The 13,083-nt window shown below is 50.9% G+C and carries 22 protein-coding genes and 2 pseudogenes; 5 read left to right on the top strand and 19 right to left on the bottom strand.

Annotated elements, in window-relative coordinates; all coding sequences use genetic code 11:
* Positions 1-27: 27 nt before the first annotated feature.
* The 5 genes from OGV52_RS19555 to OGV52_RS19535 all read right to left on the bottom strand — a co-directional run bounded on the left by OGV52_RS19555 (position 28) and on the right by OGV52_RS19535 (position 5,040).
* Positions 28-597, bottom strand: a complete 570-nt coding sequence (locus OGV52_RS19555; protein WP_287108981.1) for a hypothetical protein — start codon at positions 595-597, stop codon at positions 28-30.
* A 61-nt stretch (positions 598-658) separates the two neighbouring features.
* Positions 659-1,636 carry a phage minor head protein gene (locus tag OGV52_RS19550; RefSeq protein WP_287109092.1) on the bottom strand — a complete coding sequence of 326 codons (978 nt, stop codon included), beginning with the start codon at positions 1,634-1,636 and terminating at the stop codon, positions 659-661.
* On the bottom strand, positions 1,590-2,972 hold the full coding sequence (locus OGV52_RS19545) for a DUF1073 domain-containing protein (RefSeq protein WP_287109091.1): 1,383 nt from the start codon (positions 2,970-2,972) through the stop codon (positions 1,590-1,592). Before OGV52_RS19545 ends, OGV52_RS19550 begins: the two co-directional genes overlap by 47 nt.
* Positions 2,973-3,052: 80 nt before the next feature.
* Positions 3,053-4,525, bottom strand: coding sequence for a terminase large subunit (locus OGV52_RS19540; protein ID WP_287108980.1), 1,473 nt, complete (start codon positions 4,523-4,525; stop codon positions 3,053-3,055).
* Entirely contained in the window at positions 4,525-5,040 is a 516-nt protein-coding gene (locus tag OGV52_RS19535) for a terminase small subunit (RefSeq protein ID WP_044704358.1), read from the bottom strand. The genes OGV52_RS19540 and OGV52_RS19535 overlap by 1 nt, the downstream gene beginning before the upstream one ends.
* Before the next feature lie 27 nt (positions 5,041-5,067).
* Here OGV52_RS19535 and OGV52_RS19530 point away from each other — a divergent pair, with 27 nt between their 5' ends.
* On the top strand, positions 5,068-5,280 hold the full coding sequence (locus tag OGV52_RS19530; protein ID WP_075262093.1) for a YodC family protein: 213 nt from the start codon (positions 5,068-5,070) through the stop codon (positions 5,278-5,280).
* Positions 5,281-5,303: 23 nt separating this feature from the next.
* A complete protein-coding gene (locus tag OGV52_RS19525; protein ID WP_502873810.1) occupies positions 5,304-5,564 on the top strand; it encodes a DUF6953 family protein in 261 nt (86 codons plus the stop codon).
* 12 nt (positions 5,565-5,576) lie between these two features.
* Here OGV52_RS19525 and OGV52_RS19520 read toward each other — a convergent pair whose 3' ends face one another.
* The 5 genes from OGV52_RS19520 to OGV52_RS19500 all read right to left on the bottom strand — a co-directional run bounded on the left by OGV52_RS19520 (position 5,577) and on the right by OGV52_RS19500 (position 7,905).
* Complete coding sequence (locus OGV52_RS19520; RefSeq protein ID WP_287108979.1) at positions 5,577-5,780, bottom strand: hypothetical protein; 204 nt, start codon at positions 5,778-5,780, stop codon at positions 5,577-5,579.
* A 155-nt stretch (positions 5,781-5,935) separates the two neighbouring features.
* Complete coding sequence (locus OGV52_RS19515; protein ID WP_152960167.1) at positions 5,936-6,454, bottom strand: Rha family transcriptional regulator; 519 nt, start codon at positions 6,452-6,454, stop codon at positions 5,936-5,938.
* A gap of 206 nt (positions 6,455-6,660) precedes the next feature.
* The gene (locus OGV52_RS19510; protein ID WP_287108978.1) at positions 6,661-7,128 is read right to left on the bottom strand and encodes a lysis protein; all 468 of its coding nucleotides are present in this window, start codon (positions 7,126-7,128) and stop codon (positions 6,661-6,663) included.
* Complete coding sequence (locus OGV52_RS19505; RefSeq protein ID WP_287108977.1) at positions 7,125-7,601, bottom strand: glycoside hydrolase family 24 protein; 477 nt, start codon at positions 7,599-7,601, stop codon at positions 7,125-7,127. Before OGV52_RS19505 ends, OGV52_RS19510 begins: the two co-directional genes overlap by 4 nt.
* Positions 7,588-7,905 carry a phage holin family protein gene (locus OGV52_RS19500; RefSeq protein ID WP_287108976.1) on the bottom strand — a complete coding sequence of 106 codons (318 nt, stop codon included), beginning with the start codon at positions 7,903-7,905 and terminating at the stop codon, positions 7,588-7,590. Before OGV52_RS19500 ends, OGV52_RS19505 begins: the two co-directional genes overlap by 14 nt.
* 101 nt (positions 7,906-8,006) lie before the next feature.
* Here OGV52_RS19500 and OGV52_RS19495 point away from each other — a divergent pair, with 101 nt between their 5' ends.
* Together OGV52_RS19495 and OGV52_RS19490 are read left to right on the top strand one after the other, a co-directional pair.
* Positions 8,007-8,285: a type II toxin-antitoxin system HicA family toxin gene (locus OGV52_RS19495; protein WP_502873809.1), complete on the top strand. Its 279-nt coding sequence runs from the start codon at positions 8,007-8,009 to the stop codon at positions 8,283-8,285.
* 59 nt (positions 8,286-8,344) lie between these two features.
* A complete protein-coding gene (locus tag OGV52_RS19490; protein ID WP_287108975.1) occupies positions 8,345-8,776 on the top strand; it encodes a type II toxin-antitoxin system HicB family antitoxin in 432 nt (143 codons plus the stop codon).
* Positions 8,777-9,236: 460 nt separating this feature from the next.
* On the opposite strand, the gene OGV52_RS19485 is transcribed toward OGV52_RS19490, so the two are convergent.
* The 9 genes and pseudogenes from OGV52_RS19485 to OGV52_RS19450 form a co-directional block, all read right to left on the bottom strand.
* Entirely contained in the window at positions 9,237-9,755 is a 519-nt protein-coding gene (locus tag OGV52_RS19485) for an antiterminator Q family protein (RefSeq protein WP_287108974.1), read from the bottom strand.
* Positions 9,746-9,883, bottom strand: coding sequence for a YlcG family protein (locus OGV52_RS23485; protein WP_353622600.1), 138 nt, complete (start codon positions 9,881-9,883; stop codon positions 9,746-9,748). Before OGV52_RS23485 ends, OGV52_RS19485 begins: the two co-directional genes overlap by 10 nt.
* Positions 9,880-10,242 carry a crossover junction endodeoxyribonuclease RusA gene (rusA, locus tag OGV52_RS19480; protein WP_287108973.1) on the bottom strand — a complete coding sequence of 121 codons (363 nt, stop codon included), beginning with the start codon at positions 10,240-10,242 and terminating at the stop codon, positions 9,880-9,882. The genes OGV52_RS23485 and rusA overlap by 4 nt, the downstream gene beginning before the upstream one ends.
* On the bottom strand, positions 10,239-10,529 hold the full coding sequence (locus OGV52_RS19475) for a DUF1364 domain-containing protein (protein ID WP_047415016.1): 291 nt from the start codon (positions 10,527-10,529) through the stop codon (positions 10,239-10,241). Before OGV52_RS19475 ends, rusA begins: the two co-directional genes overlap by 4 nt.
* The gene (locus OGV52_RS19470; RefSeq protein ID WP_287108972.1) at positions 10,522-10,701 is read right to left on the bottom strand and encodes a NinE family protein; all 180 of its coding nucleotides are present in this window, start codon (positions 10,699-10,701) and stop codon (positions 10,522-10,524) included. Before OGV52_RS19470 ends, OGV52_RS19475 begins: the two co-directional genes overlap by 8 nt.
* Positions 10,698-11,120, bottom strand: a complete 423-nt coding sequence (locus tag OGV52_RS19465) for a NinB/YbcN family protein (protein ID WP_287108971.1) — start codon at positions 11,118-11,120, stop codon at positions 10,698-10,700. The genes OGV52_RS19470 and OGV52_RS19465 overlap by 4 nt, the downstream gene beginning before the upstream one ends.
* Before the next feature lie 38 nt (positions 11,121-11,158).
* Positions 11,159-11,281 (bottom strand): hypothetical protein, encoded by a 123-nt coding sequence (locus OGV52_RS19460; RefSeq protein WP_279278212.1) that lies wholly within the window; start codon positions 11,279-11,281, stop codon positions 11,159-11,161.
* A complete protein-coding gene (locus tag OGV52_RS19455) occupies positions 11,281-12,135 on the bottom strand; it encodes an ead/Ea22-like family protein (protein ID WP_287108970.1) in 855 nt (284 codons plus the stop codon). The genes OGV52_RS19460 and OGV52_RS19455 overlap by 1 nt, the downstream gene beginning before the upstream one ends.
* Positions 12,132-12,524, bottom strand: a pseudogene (locus OGV52_RS19450) (DUF262 domain-containing protein); the annotation flags it as partial. The gene OGV52_RS19455 and the pseudogene OGV52_RS19450, both read right to left, overlap by 4 nt.
* On the opposite strand from OGV52_RS19450, the pseudogene OGV52_RS19445 reads away from it, so the two are divergent.
* Positions 12,524-13,075: pseudogene (locus OGV52_RS19445) on the top strand (site-specific integrase); the annotation flags it as partial. The pseudogenes OGV52_RS19450 and OGV52_RS19445 overlap by 1 nt on opposite strands.
* Positions 13,076-13,083 lie beyond the last annotated feature (8 nt).

Genomic DNA, 13,083 nt, shown 5'->3' with positions numbered 1-13,083 from the left:
TGCCAACGTTCCACTGCATATTAATGATTAATCTTCATCAACCTCAAAATCATGTTGCCCGCGCGATTCTTTTAAACGGCGTAACGTTTCATCGATGTTTTGAAGCGTAGACTCCATCAAGTCCGATTTTACAAAGTCGAATGAGAGGTACTTGTAGTAAGGGACAGCGTACGGTAAAGGATTAACCACGCGTATCACAGATGCTTTCGCTGTCCTAGCAAAAACAAGAGCAACGTTAAGAGCCACAAAACCCATACGCTTAACAAGATGATCATCATGGACTTGTCGCTTAAAGTGCTCAATCATATGGATGTTGACCAACTGATTTTCCATATCATAAGAGAACACTGCGGCACCGATGGTGATCGGTGGTCTACCCTTTGATGATACCGACAAAGTAAACTTGTTGGTAAGATTTTCGTGTTCATTTTGGAACCAACCGCTCCAATCCAGCACCGTTCCACGAAGGCTTTCAATCTGTAGCGCGTCAGCTTCACTTAAAAAATTGAGAGATAATTTTATTTCTAAAGCATCAAGTTCTTGCTGAGTTGAAACTAGCGCAAGTTCATTAACAACTTCGATTTCTTGCTGGTTCATATGAGTTCATTTTTAAGTTTTTTCTTATGATGCCTAATCATACTACCAAAAGTTATTACAATTAAGTCCCTTGCCATGATATTCGCTCTTTCGCCAACTTATCAGCCAGCCCTTCGTTGAAAATGCTGCCGTCGTCGTTGAGCAGCACCGGAATCTGGCTGCAATAGCAGTTGTACCGGTTGCCGTTCTCAGCGTAAAAGTTCCGCACCTCTTCGGTGGTGTAGACCTTGCCATGACGGCTGGCGTGCCAGGTACGCGTCGTTGGCTTGAGCGCTGACAGCCACAACAGGCCAGTTTTCAACCCCAGCCGGTCGGCGGCCCAGTCTGTTTCGTTCCATTGAGCCTGCCGCAGCGCGCCGACCTGCTCAGTCTGAGCGATGGTCTTAGCCTTCGACATGCTGACATCGAGGCGCTTACTGATGACGCTGCCCGTTTCGCGAGGATTCACGCCGCGCGCTACCGCATCTGTGACGATGCTGGTCAGATCGCCGCGGGTAGTGTCGCTGATGACCTTCCAGTCGCTGAACGTTGTCAGTCTGGCCGCCGCTATCTGGTTCAGATAGCCTGGGCTGCTTAAAAGTTGCTGTAGCGTGGTCTGGCTGGCGTAAACCTGTGACTGCACCGAAAGGTTGGTGAAGGCGTTCAGCGTACCGCGGTCATACTCTGCAATGACGTAGTCCATCGCCCACAGGTTCTGGCTGCCGCCATCGAGAAGCTCATCATCCAGAATCGACTGAACTACCTGCAGCAGGTCGGCCAGCTCAGCGGCGGTCATGTCATAGATGAACTTACCGGCATTGACCTGATACAACGAAGGCTCAGCGCCCTCGTTGTTGCACATCATCCAGGACTGCTGTGCGTTTGCCTCACGCTGCTGCCCGGTAAGCCTAAGATCAAACAGTGCCTTAAGCCTGCGCTTGATGTTCAGATACCTGTCTTCGATATCATTGAACATCCGGCTGACCTGACGCGATGACTGCGTGGGGTCAGCTTTATTGCGCGGTACGATCGGCGTCCCGATTCTGGTTTGCGCTGTCATCATCATCTGTCAGCGGATCCTTATCGGTTTGCTTCACATCAGGGTTAGGTGGCTGAACGACCTTGCGAGGCTCCAGCTCGCCGACTGCGCGGATTTCGTTTTCATCCACTGCCGGAGTGCCGTATGCCTGCTGGGTATCTTTCGCCACGACAGCCATTGCCTGCATGTTGGCAATCTTTTCTTTTTCGCTCGGTGCGAGTAGATCAGACCATGCCAGCGTGACCTCTCCGGATGATGGCGGGTCAATGACGCCCACGGTCCAGAAGCGCTCAAGCACGCTCTCTACAATCGTCGACTGGAATCCCCAGCGGCGGCCGTTACAGCGCTTCGCCCAGTCTGTCTTGTCCTCATCGGAGGCAAGTCGCCCCGTCTGCTGACCAAACAGAATGGTGAACGGGCATTGAATCGAAGATGCAAACTCGTTGGCGGCCACTGTCCATGTAGGAGAAGGATCTGCAGCTGCAACGGAGAGTACCGAAGGCGTACCGGCCTGCATTACCAGGGCCGCATCAGTGCCACGGTTCATCTTGGATACTTTGTCGTTAAGCGCTTCTCCAAGGTCTTTGTAGCCAGCATCTGTGGCTGCCTTGGTCAGGTTCGCAATGTTGGTCTCTTTGTCGAACGCAATCCCAAGCTGACGACTGGCATTCTTCAGGAACCCTTCTGCGCTGCCGCCCGATACCTTTTCAAGGTCGAGCAGTTTGTTATACCCAGCGCGCAGGAATGGCACGCCGGAGAGCATGTTTTCGTCTTCGGAACCTTCGCAGAGAATGATGATTCGCTCAGGGTGTACGGTAACGCCGCGCACCGGGCCGTACGTACCATCATCGCCAACTGGCTGCTCGTTGAAGTTGTATGAAACTGGCTGGCCGTACGTTTCTGATAGCGTGTCGGTGTCGAAGTTGCCTGGCTTGATCTGCGATTCCCACGCGGGGATCAGCTTAACAATGGCCTTGTCTTTCAGTCGTGCCACCACCGACCTGTCTACCGGTTCACTCCACTCCCTGCCGTCGCGGAACTGAATGAGCAATGCCGAGTACCGGCCAACGAGATTACGGCGATCCGCATCCTTAATTTTTGGCCAGTGCTTCTTCAGCAATTTAGTAGCTGACTTCTCCCAGTCCGTTGTCTCGGTTGACTCCTTGCCATCGTCGCCGTCGATGATTGTTGGGTTATCAACCCAGCACGAATCAAGGAGCTTATGAACGGCGGCAAAAGCTACCGCGTTGCGCTCATAAGCCCGATAATAGCGGTCGAACTCGAGACTGTTCGGATAGCCGAACTCATCCCACAACTTCGTGCGTTTGGTGTTTCCCGGCTGGCCCGCGTACAGCATGCGCTGCCGCCCGATAGCATCAGCAAGGGCATTAACGAGGAACTGTTCCCCGGTGCTTAATTCACTCACTGATGAGCTCCTTAGAAGAATACTGCGCCGACCTGCTTGTGGTTGTTCTTCGCAACTGCAAAGTAACGGAAGCCGTCAGCACCGTGTGATGTGAAGTCATGAAGCGGTTTGTCTTTCCAGCACCCGCGCTTGTCGTCCCACTCCTTGCGGTAGCCTTCGAGGTGAGATATGCCCTCGGCACATTTCTCCTCATCGAAGACGCAGGACGGGAGAATTTCACGCACCGACTCAATGCCGGTATCGACACCAGTTTTAGGCACAACGTTGAATGTCATCGAGTACACCTGGCCGTCAATTTCATAGCCTTCCTGTGCAAGCTCTTTGCGCGATTTGGCGTCAGCGCCGAACTCGCGGTTTTCGATGTCGTGTGGACCCCAGTGCTCACCGTACTCATAGCCGCGGTCTTTCAGCACCTTCATGTAGTGCCTCAGCCCCTCGCCGGAGTTTTCGTAGTAGTCGATGATGTGGAACTCTTCGCCCACCTCGCGAACGAACCATATCGCCGTGGAGTCCCCCACACCGATATCCCAGAATGTATGAACTGGCAGGTGTGAGTTATCCGGGATTTGCCCGATCCGCTTGTTGGTGTACAGCCAGCGGAACTGTTTGGCGTAATACGCGCCCTCGACCGACTGCTGGAACGCCTCGGCCGGAATGGTCGGGTATTCGCGCTTCATGTCGTCGCCGAGCGTTTTCTCTTTGGCGTAGTACCAGGCTTTCTGTCGTTCGTTGACGACTACGCCGTGCTTCGCTTCCATTTCAGCGAAGTACTCAAGCAGGCGCACCGGCAACGATTCAACCGGGTCGATTGCGTACTGCGGGTTCTTCCACCATGAGAAGAAGAAAAACTTCCAGTCCAGCGCGGATAAGGGCTTCCCCTGCAGCAACGCTTTCTCTGCCGTCTGGCAGTAATCGAAGAAGTAACCCGCCCGACCCTCTGCCGTGCTCTCGATAGTAGCGAAGCATCCAGTCGATACCGCCTCAAACGCACCAGTGACGATCTCACGGGCTTTGTCTGGATACTTGGCACATATCTTTCCAAACTCGGAAACGTGCAGGTAACGCAGCGTACCGCCACGAAATGACGTGCTGACGTACAGCGATCCACCCTTCTTAAAGACGAGCTCGCCGGAAGAGTCATTGCTCGCCGGGTTGGCTGCCTTTATCTCTGCCGGCAGTTTGTCGTATGCGTACTTCACCTTCTCGCGGAACAGACGTTTTGCGTCGTTCAGCGTGTGGGCGATCAGCGCGCACTTTGCCGACTCGAACAGGGCCGCGTCGAGCTGGATGATGCACACCTCGGTAGTGAATCCGAGCTGGCGTGCTTTCAGGATGATGTTGCGGGTGTGGATCCCCTCGAAGTATTCCCGCTGCTCAGGCGTCATCCTGAAGCGCGTGGGCTTACCTTCTTTGTCGGTGATCCAGTAAAGGTTATTCAGCCGCCAGTCTTTATCGGCCAGCAGCTTGATGTGCTCAGGTTTCATTACGCCCCCTGAGACAGTGAATCCATCAGGTCAGATATTGAATCAACTACGTGCTCTGTTTTCACCTGCTCACGGAATGCCTGGACATCGATGTGCTTACCAATCAGCTCAAGGTTCTTCACCTTATCAGGCCACTTAATCTTCTTGAGCAGTGCGGCGGTGTTTCCCTCGGCTGACATCTCGACGACATCCAGCCCGGATAATGTCGTCCTCCAGACCTTCGGCCACTGAGAGACCGGCTTCAACTCTCCGGTCGAGGTCAGGATGTCGAGCACGTCCATCTGGTCTATCTCAACGAGACGATTCAGGACGTATGTCGCATTTATGCCAACCAGATCATTGCGTTGCGCCTTAAGTTCGGCAATTCTGGACTGGATGTCAGGTTTTGACAGGTTTTCGGACGCAGTGCGGTTAGCTGTCTTTGCGCTGTACCCCGCCCGAATAGCCGCTTGCGTGGCGTTTAAATCGATGAGGTACTCGCGACAGAACATTTCTTGTTTGTCGGTGAGTGCCATATGTTCTCTTTAATATGGAAATCAGTTATGAGTAACTCTTCTACTGAAAGAAAAGCGCTTTTTAAACTTGGTGATTCTGTGTATTTGAAATCAGGCGGTCCAGAGATGTCAGTATATGAAATACACAAATTTGGAGGCGCCTTTACTGGTGATTACACTTGCCAATGGTTTGCAGGAAAAAAACTTGAAAAAGGACGTTTTACCGAAGAGTCTTTGACAAACACAAACCCAAAGCCGTAAACCCAAACGCGTCTAATTTAAATATTCCCGATGTTACAGCTTGGATGTTGTCCACATTAACAACCGACGGATGCCTCTATCAGCAAGATGTTGTCGATTACCTGATAAAGAGTGGTAATGAGCAACACCTGAAAGAAAATGCGGATGGCAACCAAGCGCTATCAACAAAGTTGATCAATAAATTCCGAGTTGATAGTGGAGAAAATGTCGTTTGGGTTAAGCCAGATAAATACTGGCGATACCGAGTTCCTGAAGATGAAGAAGGTCGAGAGGCTCGCGGTTAACAATTAGGGCGATCATTCGCCCTTTTCTTCGATACTCTCTTCCAATGGCGTGAACTTCACGCGCTTCACGTCGCCAGGAGCGAAGTAAAGCCACTCGCCAGTCTCTGTAGCCAGCGGAACAAATCCGTTAACCAGTTCAGGCTGACGCCGTGACATCTTGCCCGTGAAGGTTTCGCCTGTTTGGGTGGTTAGCGTGATTTGGTAGATGTCTGGCATGATTACCTCTTAACCTTGTCGCAGCTGTTACTCTGCTTCTCAGAAGTGCTTGGCCACTTACGGCTTACCCGTCAGCAAGATGTGATCACCATCCTTGCGGGATTACACAAATCATTATCGAAGCCCCTCGGTGAAGAGCCTCTGTAATGTCGCGATCAACCAATCAGCAATTCTGGCTGGGTCACCTGCATGATGTGGTCATGTTCAAGCGCCAGGACGCGCTTCTCTTTCTTCCGCTCGTTCATCAACCGGCTGCCGATCGTGCCTTTCAGCTTTGAGCGTGTTTCTTTGATGGCGTAGCGGTGCTGCATTTCTTCGCCCATGGCAACTCTTCTGCTAAGTTGCTCAGCCATCCAGTTAAAGGCATTGATGTAACACTCCTTAACTGCGGCGGCTGTTTTACCAGTGAATCCCATCACGAGCATCATGCATCCATCGCGGGTGATGTTATACATAGGCTGAACATCGCCATTTTTATCAATGAAATCAATGGGCGCAAAATTGCGCTGGGTAAAATCATCGGAGCATTTAAGGTTTCTGATGGCTCGCAATACGTCTTTGTGTCGTTTACCAAAATAGTTAGCCACCTTTAGCGATGTGGTGATTATCTTGTTGTCGAGTGTCGTGACCATTTCGCGGAAATCGAAGGCCGGAATAACTGACGGATTATTCATAGCGTCTTTACCTTTTAGAAAGATGAGCCTGTTCGCACAGAAAAGCCGCCCCGAGATGGTCGCCACCATATACGGCAGTTCCCAGGCTCAGCTTTCTGAAAGACTCGGGATTGTTATGCGCTGCGATGCGCGGTTTACTGCGGGCATAAAAAAGCCCCGCATTTCGCGAGGCTCATTAAAAGGACTTTGTACTTTGCAAAGAGTATTTATTTCAGGCACTGCGTGTTGATGTATTCCTGCAGCGTCCTCAGTGAGGTTTGGTCACTGACGATTCCGGATCGGATACTGAGAACGTTTCGTCCAGCAACTGGAGAGAGTTCGACGGTGGCATCATTGCCCATGCCGGAGGCGCTGGAGGTTTCGGTTGAGGCTGGCACTGGACACTTTCCTTTGACGAGCACCCGACCACCATTATCAAGCTTGCGCTGCAGAGCATCATTTTCAGCTTTAGCATCAGCCAGCTCCTTCGTGTATTTGGCATCAAGCGCAGCTACATCGCGCTGCCGGGTTGCCATGTCGGTGATGGTGGCGTTAGCCAGATTCAGCGCCTGAGTTTTCTCATCGCGCTGCTTCTTGTATTCGGTGGCGTTGTCGCGGTAGTGATTAATCCCCCAAGACATAGAGGCAAACAGACAGGCGATTGCTGACCAGAGGATGACCGTTGAGCGGCTCATGACTTTGGCTCGTTAACCTTTCCGCCAGCCTGTTTAAATCTGGCAATGAGGTTGTCTGCTTTGTGCTCGTACTGCCCGTAACCGGCACCGGGTAGTGACGCCCAAATATTGCTACAGCGATCGATAGCCTGATGGATGTCTCCGTCGTCGATTAATTCCAGAGCGCGCCGCTCTTTAATTTGCTGCAAAGCAACGGCATCCTGGCTGGCTGGCGAGAAGTCCTTCAGCCCGAGTTGTTTGCGGTACGCATCCCACCATTTGGAAAGAAGCTGGTAGCGCCCGGCAGCTGTCGATTTAAGCTTCGGATTCAGCGTGACCAATTTTCGCGGATGATCGGAGTAATCGGTAAACAACGAACCACCTACGATCACATCGTATCCGTGGTTATTTGTTGGCTGCCGACCGTTATCTGTACCTTCTGACCAGGCAAGCATGTCGAGGAACGCTTTTCTTTGAGGATTAATTGTTTGCATTTTTCAGCCCAGTAATTCTTTCCCAGAAGAAGCTAAGAGCGACGCTACCCATTGTTCCGGACATTCCGGATACAACCAGCACGTAGTAGATGCTTAGTCCCGATTCAATACTTATCAGCCCACCGATCAAACCTGCGAAACCAGACACGGCAACCTGAGCGAACGCAGCAACCCAACTCCATGCGGTCTTGTTTGTCTTGGTGTCGATGATGTATTTAACGAATCCGCCATAAATTGACATGGCAGCAATGAGAACCCATACGAGTAACCCATAGGATCCGGGGTCTTTGTTTGGCATACGCATATCTCTCTCCTCGCAATGTAGGCGGGAGCTGTGTGTTTTCGGGGAAAGCGCCAGCGCATGCCAAGGCACGTTATCTATGAGTGAGATTGATTGCTGGATGGATGGCGCTAAATACATTGAACCTAACACAACATTTTTGTTGTGTTTTGAACCTTATGTGTTATTATAATTCCATCATCAACGAACAGGAGGATTCAGTGAAATACAGCGAGTTCCTTCGCTGGTTAAAGTCCCAAGGAGTCACGATTGAAAATGCCCGAGGTGGAGGAAGTCACCGGAAAGCAACAATCAACGGAAGGATGTCAATCTTCCCCTTCCACGGCTCAAAGGAGATACCAGAGGGAACAAGAAAATCGATAATTAAGGATCTGGGGCTTTAGGCCCCACCCTGTTCGACACTGAATCTGGTCATTGAGACCATAACCGGAAAGAGGCATTTATGTTTAAGTACCCTGCATCAGTATCTTTCGATGAAGATACGGGCCAATACGAAATCGCTTATCGTGATTTCAACAATCTTCACTCTGTTGCTTTAACAGAGGATGACATCGAACTGGAGGCGCGGGACGGCATCACAGCATTCATTGGCGATCTGATTGATTCACGCATACCAATTCCAGAGCCATCGACAGCGCTGGAAGGTGAGATTGTTATTCACCTACCCGTTCTGACATGCCTCAAAGCCGCGCTTCACAATGCGATGATCAGCACCGGAACTCGCAAGGCAGATCTGGCAAGAAAGCTTAACCAGAAAGGCCCGCAGATTGACCGTCTGCTTGACGTTAGTCACGCATCGAAAGTCGAAACGCTGGAGCAGGCCTTATACCTTCTTGGTTATGAGGCAGAGGTGTCTGTAAAGAAGTTATCATGAGCAGTTAACAGCCGCCCATCTTCATGACGCCCAGCCATTGCGCGGGTTTTCTTTTTTGAAGTGCACTAAGCTACCGTAGCCACAGATATTCAGCAATGAGTTGTTTGGGTCTGGTTCTTGGTGGTAATGCGCTTTAAAAAAGCCAGCGGCGCGGCTGGCAAGATGAGGGTAGTGCGTTGAGCTTTCGCTCTTATGGTCCTGGTAGGAATTTGGTGTGTGGTGGCCGGTGCTGAATTCCGGCATGTAAATGAACTACCCGTCGTCGCCATGGTGAGCCTTTACCTCACCATCTAGCTGATAAGTTAGCGCATCAGCCTGCGCATTCACCACAACGGAAAGAGCACTCGGTGCATTTAAGCCAAGCCCACAAGGGAGAATGCTCTTACCTGTTATGCAGGTATGAAAAAAGCCACCGTAGCAACTTAAGAGTCACTAACGGCAGCTTACCTACTAATTATGGCTAAATGGATAATGCAATGTCAAGACTTTTAAATGCAATATGTTTAACTTTATCTACACGTTTGCGGCTTTTAAAAGCATCTTGCATTGGCTGATACAGAACAAAGAGCGATGCACGGAGAATTTCATCAATCTCATTTCTGCAAGTTGACAGAGATGGACGACGCCACCCTTCACCACTTCTTCCAGCCATTTTGCGAGGCTTTGCGGTAGCGTGATAGTAAGATGCAATGGCTCTCTTGGACGAACCGTGAGAGTAGTAACTAAGCAGAATGCCAAAGGCCTTTGTATCTATGCGCATAACGGAATCTACGACCTGAGAAATCAACATTCCGTCATCGTCATTGCACATTGGCCTGGTCATTAACCGGGAAGGTTCGACTCTTTCCATGAATTGAGCAATTACGCTGCTCATTCGCTTTTCCAGTCGGCCTGAATATACCCATGCCCCCCACAATTCAAGATGCCCATTAAGCCAGTCATGCTGATCCTTGGTTAAATTCAGCTCTCTTACTGCCATTCTGGCCCCCTGTATATCCGGTAAAATTGACGAAGAATGATGTAGTTGTCTGGGAAGGTTCTGCCGCGTGGTAATAGTTGAAGCCGTATCCACCTGATGCGGAGCGCTTCGATGATTTCCTGCTTCACGCGCCCTCCAGTTCAGTAATCGTCAGCTCAAGACGCCCACCTTTGACGATTGGCATTTTCACCACTCGGTAATCCACAACCTGAACGTCATCCATCCAGAACCCGGCTTTAGTCAGCGCATCGAATGCTGCTTTTTGCAGGTTGTCCAGGTCGCGACGACGGCGATCGGGCATGTGGCATTCAATGCGAACCTTCAGTGGACAAGTTACGCCAATGTCGAGCATCTCTGCCTTGATGACCTCCGCTACCAGATCGCGGTACTCCTTCCCTTCGGTGCTGATGTGTGTTCGCCCCCTGTTGTGCCTGTAATACCGGTTATTGCTCGGAGGCCACGCCAGGCTAATTCGATATTCGTTCATATCTTCACTAGCCCCTCTTTCAGCCACATAACCTGCGTCCTCGCCATTCCTTCCAGAGCGCATTCTTTCGCATATTCCGCATCAACCAGATGAGTTCGCCTGTCTATCTCGTCGTGACACCGGCTGCATGCCACCGTGGCTATCAGGTCTGGCGGCTTAATACCGGTACCGCATAGTCCAGCAAGCCGGATATGAGCAAGGATTGTTGTTTCAGGATTTCCGTTACATACGCCCGGGATGCGCACCTGGCATTCTCTGCCGCGGGCGGCTTTGCGTAAGTCAGCCATGTTTCCTCCTCGCCTTAACGCGTAACCAGCGTTTGGCTATAAGTGGATAGGTCGGGTCGTAGCTTTTTACTTCGGATGCCGAGGGGATCGGATTGGGTTTGTTTCGACTTCGTTTGGTGGGAGTGAATATCAGATTATCCAGTGCAATTTGAGTTGTGCTTTTTAGCTTCACTCGTTCTGCCTCCGCTGTAATTCCCGGTACTCGCAACTTTCAGGGATGGTTAGTCGCAATCCCTTCTGATGCGCCCACTGGTCGATGTCGGTGAGGTATTTGTGCATCTCACCGATATCGAGTCGCCGGGTTGATTTAACGTATCTGGTCATTCCTGAGATGGTTACCGGCTTCGCTGGGCAATACATATCCTTGAGCCATTCGTGGACTTCCTCGTCAGTGAATTTGTCGGAACCGGTAGCGGTTAACTGCTCCGCTACTTCGGTGTTCCATTTCCACAAAAGGTTGTTCTGCGAAAGACTTCGCTTTTCACGGTACTCAGATATTTTTATGCGCCAGCGTTTGCCGGTAGAGAGGATTTCTTTCAGAAGTGACCAGAGTTGAGTTTTATTTGTTTCGTGCAGGATGAACTCTTGCACTTGTTACCTCCTGCGCGGCTTTGCGTTCTGCTGCGGATTTAGGCACTAATAGCACCCCACACCAGATTGATTAATGATTCCCAGGCTACGTAAACGCGAATACCTGCAGCCAGACCAAAACCCACCGCCATCGCGTAAAGCAGAGCGTCGCATTTGGACATCACTTTACCTCCTGCTGCGGTGCTGCTTGATATGCGCTTCCAATCTGCCCTGGCTCGTTACTTCCAGTGCAAGCATTCCTGTGGTCATTGGCACGCGGACAGCGCTTGTTTCCGCAGTCAGGGCAAACGACAAATCGCATGTCACTCATCGTTACGGGTCGGCAGGTGTGGCACCAGCATTTGGTTGACGTTTCCGCGTTTTCCCGAAAATTGTTGGTTGACGAATTCCCGATTTCACGAAAATGTGGCGATGCCGGCAGTGGCATCCAGTGGGTTACCTTGCCAGGAACGACGTCATGACAGTCAAATGACGTCCAAGCTTCTCCATCCCACCAACCTTGTCCAATATCGAAACCATTGGATGTGATTACAGTTTTCATGCCTTCAGGCATCCGCTCACTCACCGGAATCCAACCATCCGGAATCACCGGAGAGTTGCCAGCCTGAAGCATGGCGGCGCGGTCGATTACTGCCTGTGCATCAGATATTTCCCGGTTATAACCTTCAGTATCATCAGCGATGCCGTATTCCCATCCGGTTTTCAGGCCGCTAAGGAAACATTTGTCACGAGCAACTTGCAGATCTGCTATGCGCTTCTCTGCGGCTTCCAGCTCATCCAGCAGCGCCAGAATTACGTCCGGCACACACAGCCTGAAGAAAAGCTCATCGGCATTACCGTTTTCACCAATGAACCCGTACTCCATATTTTTATGGTCGGTACGTAAGACCAAAGACTCATCGTAACCATGGCATTCGTATTTGATGCTACCGCTTCCGTCGATACGGTCACCGATACGACCAGGAGTCGCTTTCTCCGCCGCTTCACGCAGCGCCTGTTTGTTGAGTGCTGTCATTGGGCGGTCTCCATGAGATGCATTACATGCCGTTTGTGTTCCTCGCTTTGTGGAACGCCTGTAAAGTTCACCGCCATGAAATAAGCCAGCCGATCCTTGTACGTCACTTCATCCAGCACAATTGCTGGGAGTGGGCGACGCCCAAATGCCAATTGCTCCGCACGAGTCATATCTCGCCAGTAAAGCGGACCATCAGCTAGGATTATTGGAATCTCATTGGTGATGAATTTTTTCAGGGTTGTGAGGCGCTGCTTACCGTCAACAACTTCGATGTAAGGAAGTTCACGCGAACACCAATCAGGTGCCTTTGCCAGCGCCACTGAACCAATAGGAAAACCAGAAATCACTACGTTTAAGAATGCCTGCTGTTCTTCATGCCCCCAGACATATCGACACGAAGAACTGGACCATTCGGATCAGCAGGAACCTTGCTATTTCAGATCACTTCACGCCGCCAAAGACAGAAAGTGGTAACCGGACAATCAATCTCACCACTCCGGCCATCGAGGCACTAAAAAGCCAGATGGCTTATACCAGGATGGGGAAACAGCATCAGATAGACGTTCACCTCAGAGAGTTTGGCAGAACTCGCCGGGATGAATGCACATTCGTTTTTGTTCCCAGGCTAACAGCAAGGAATGGTAAAGGAGGTGAATGGTACTCGCCCGGGTCATTTTCAGGAACGTGGAACAACATATTAAGGAGGAGCGGCATTCCGCACCGCAAGTCATATGAGTCTCGACACACTTATGCTTGCTGGGCATTAAGCGCCGGAGCAAACCCCAACTTCATTGCGGCTCAAATGGGGCATACGTCAGCGCAAATGGTTTACAGCGTTTACGGAAAATGGATGTCCGACAACAATGACAACCAACTGGCAATATTGAACGCTAATTTTGGAGGCAGTGCCCCACAGATGCCCCATGCTCAAAACGAGTAGAACCAAAA

Source organism: Citrobacter sp. Cb041 (assembly GCF_030336655.1).
In the GTDB taxonomy this organism is placed as follows: domain Bacteria; phylum Pseudomonadota; class Gammaproteobacteria; order Enterobacterales; family Enterobacteriaceae; genus Citrobacter; species Citrobacter braakii.
Note: the sequence above shows the minus strand (reverse complement) of the source record. Positions and strands in the feature narration are given on the sequence as shown.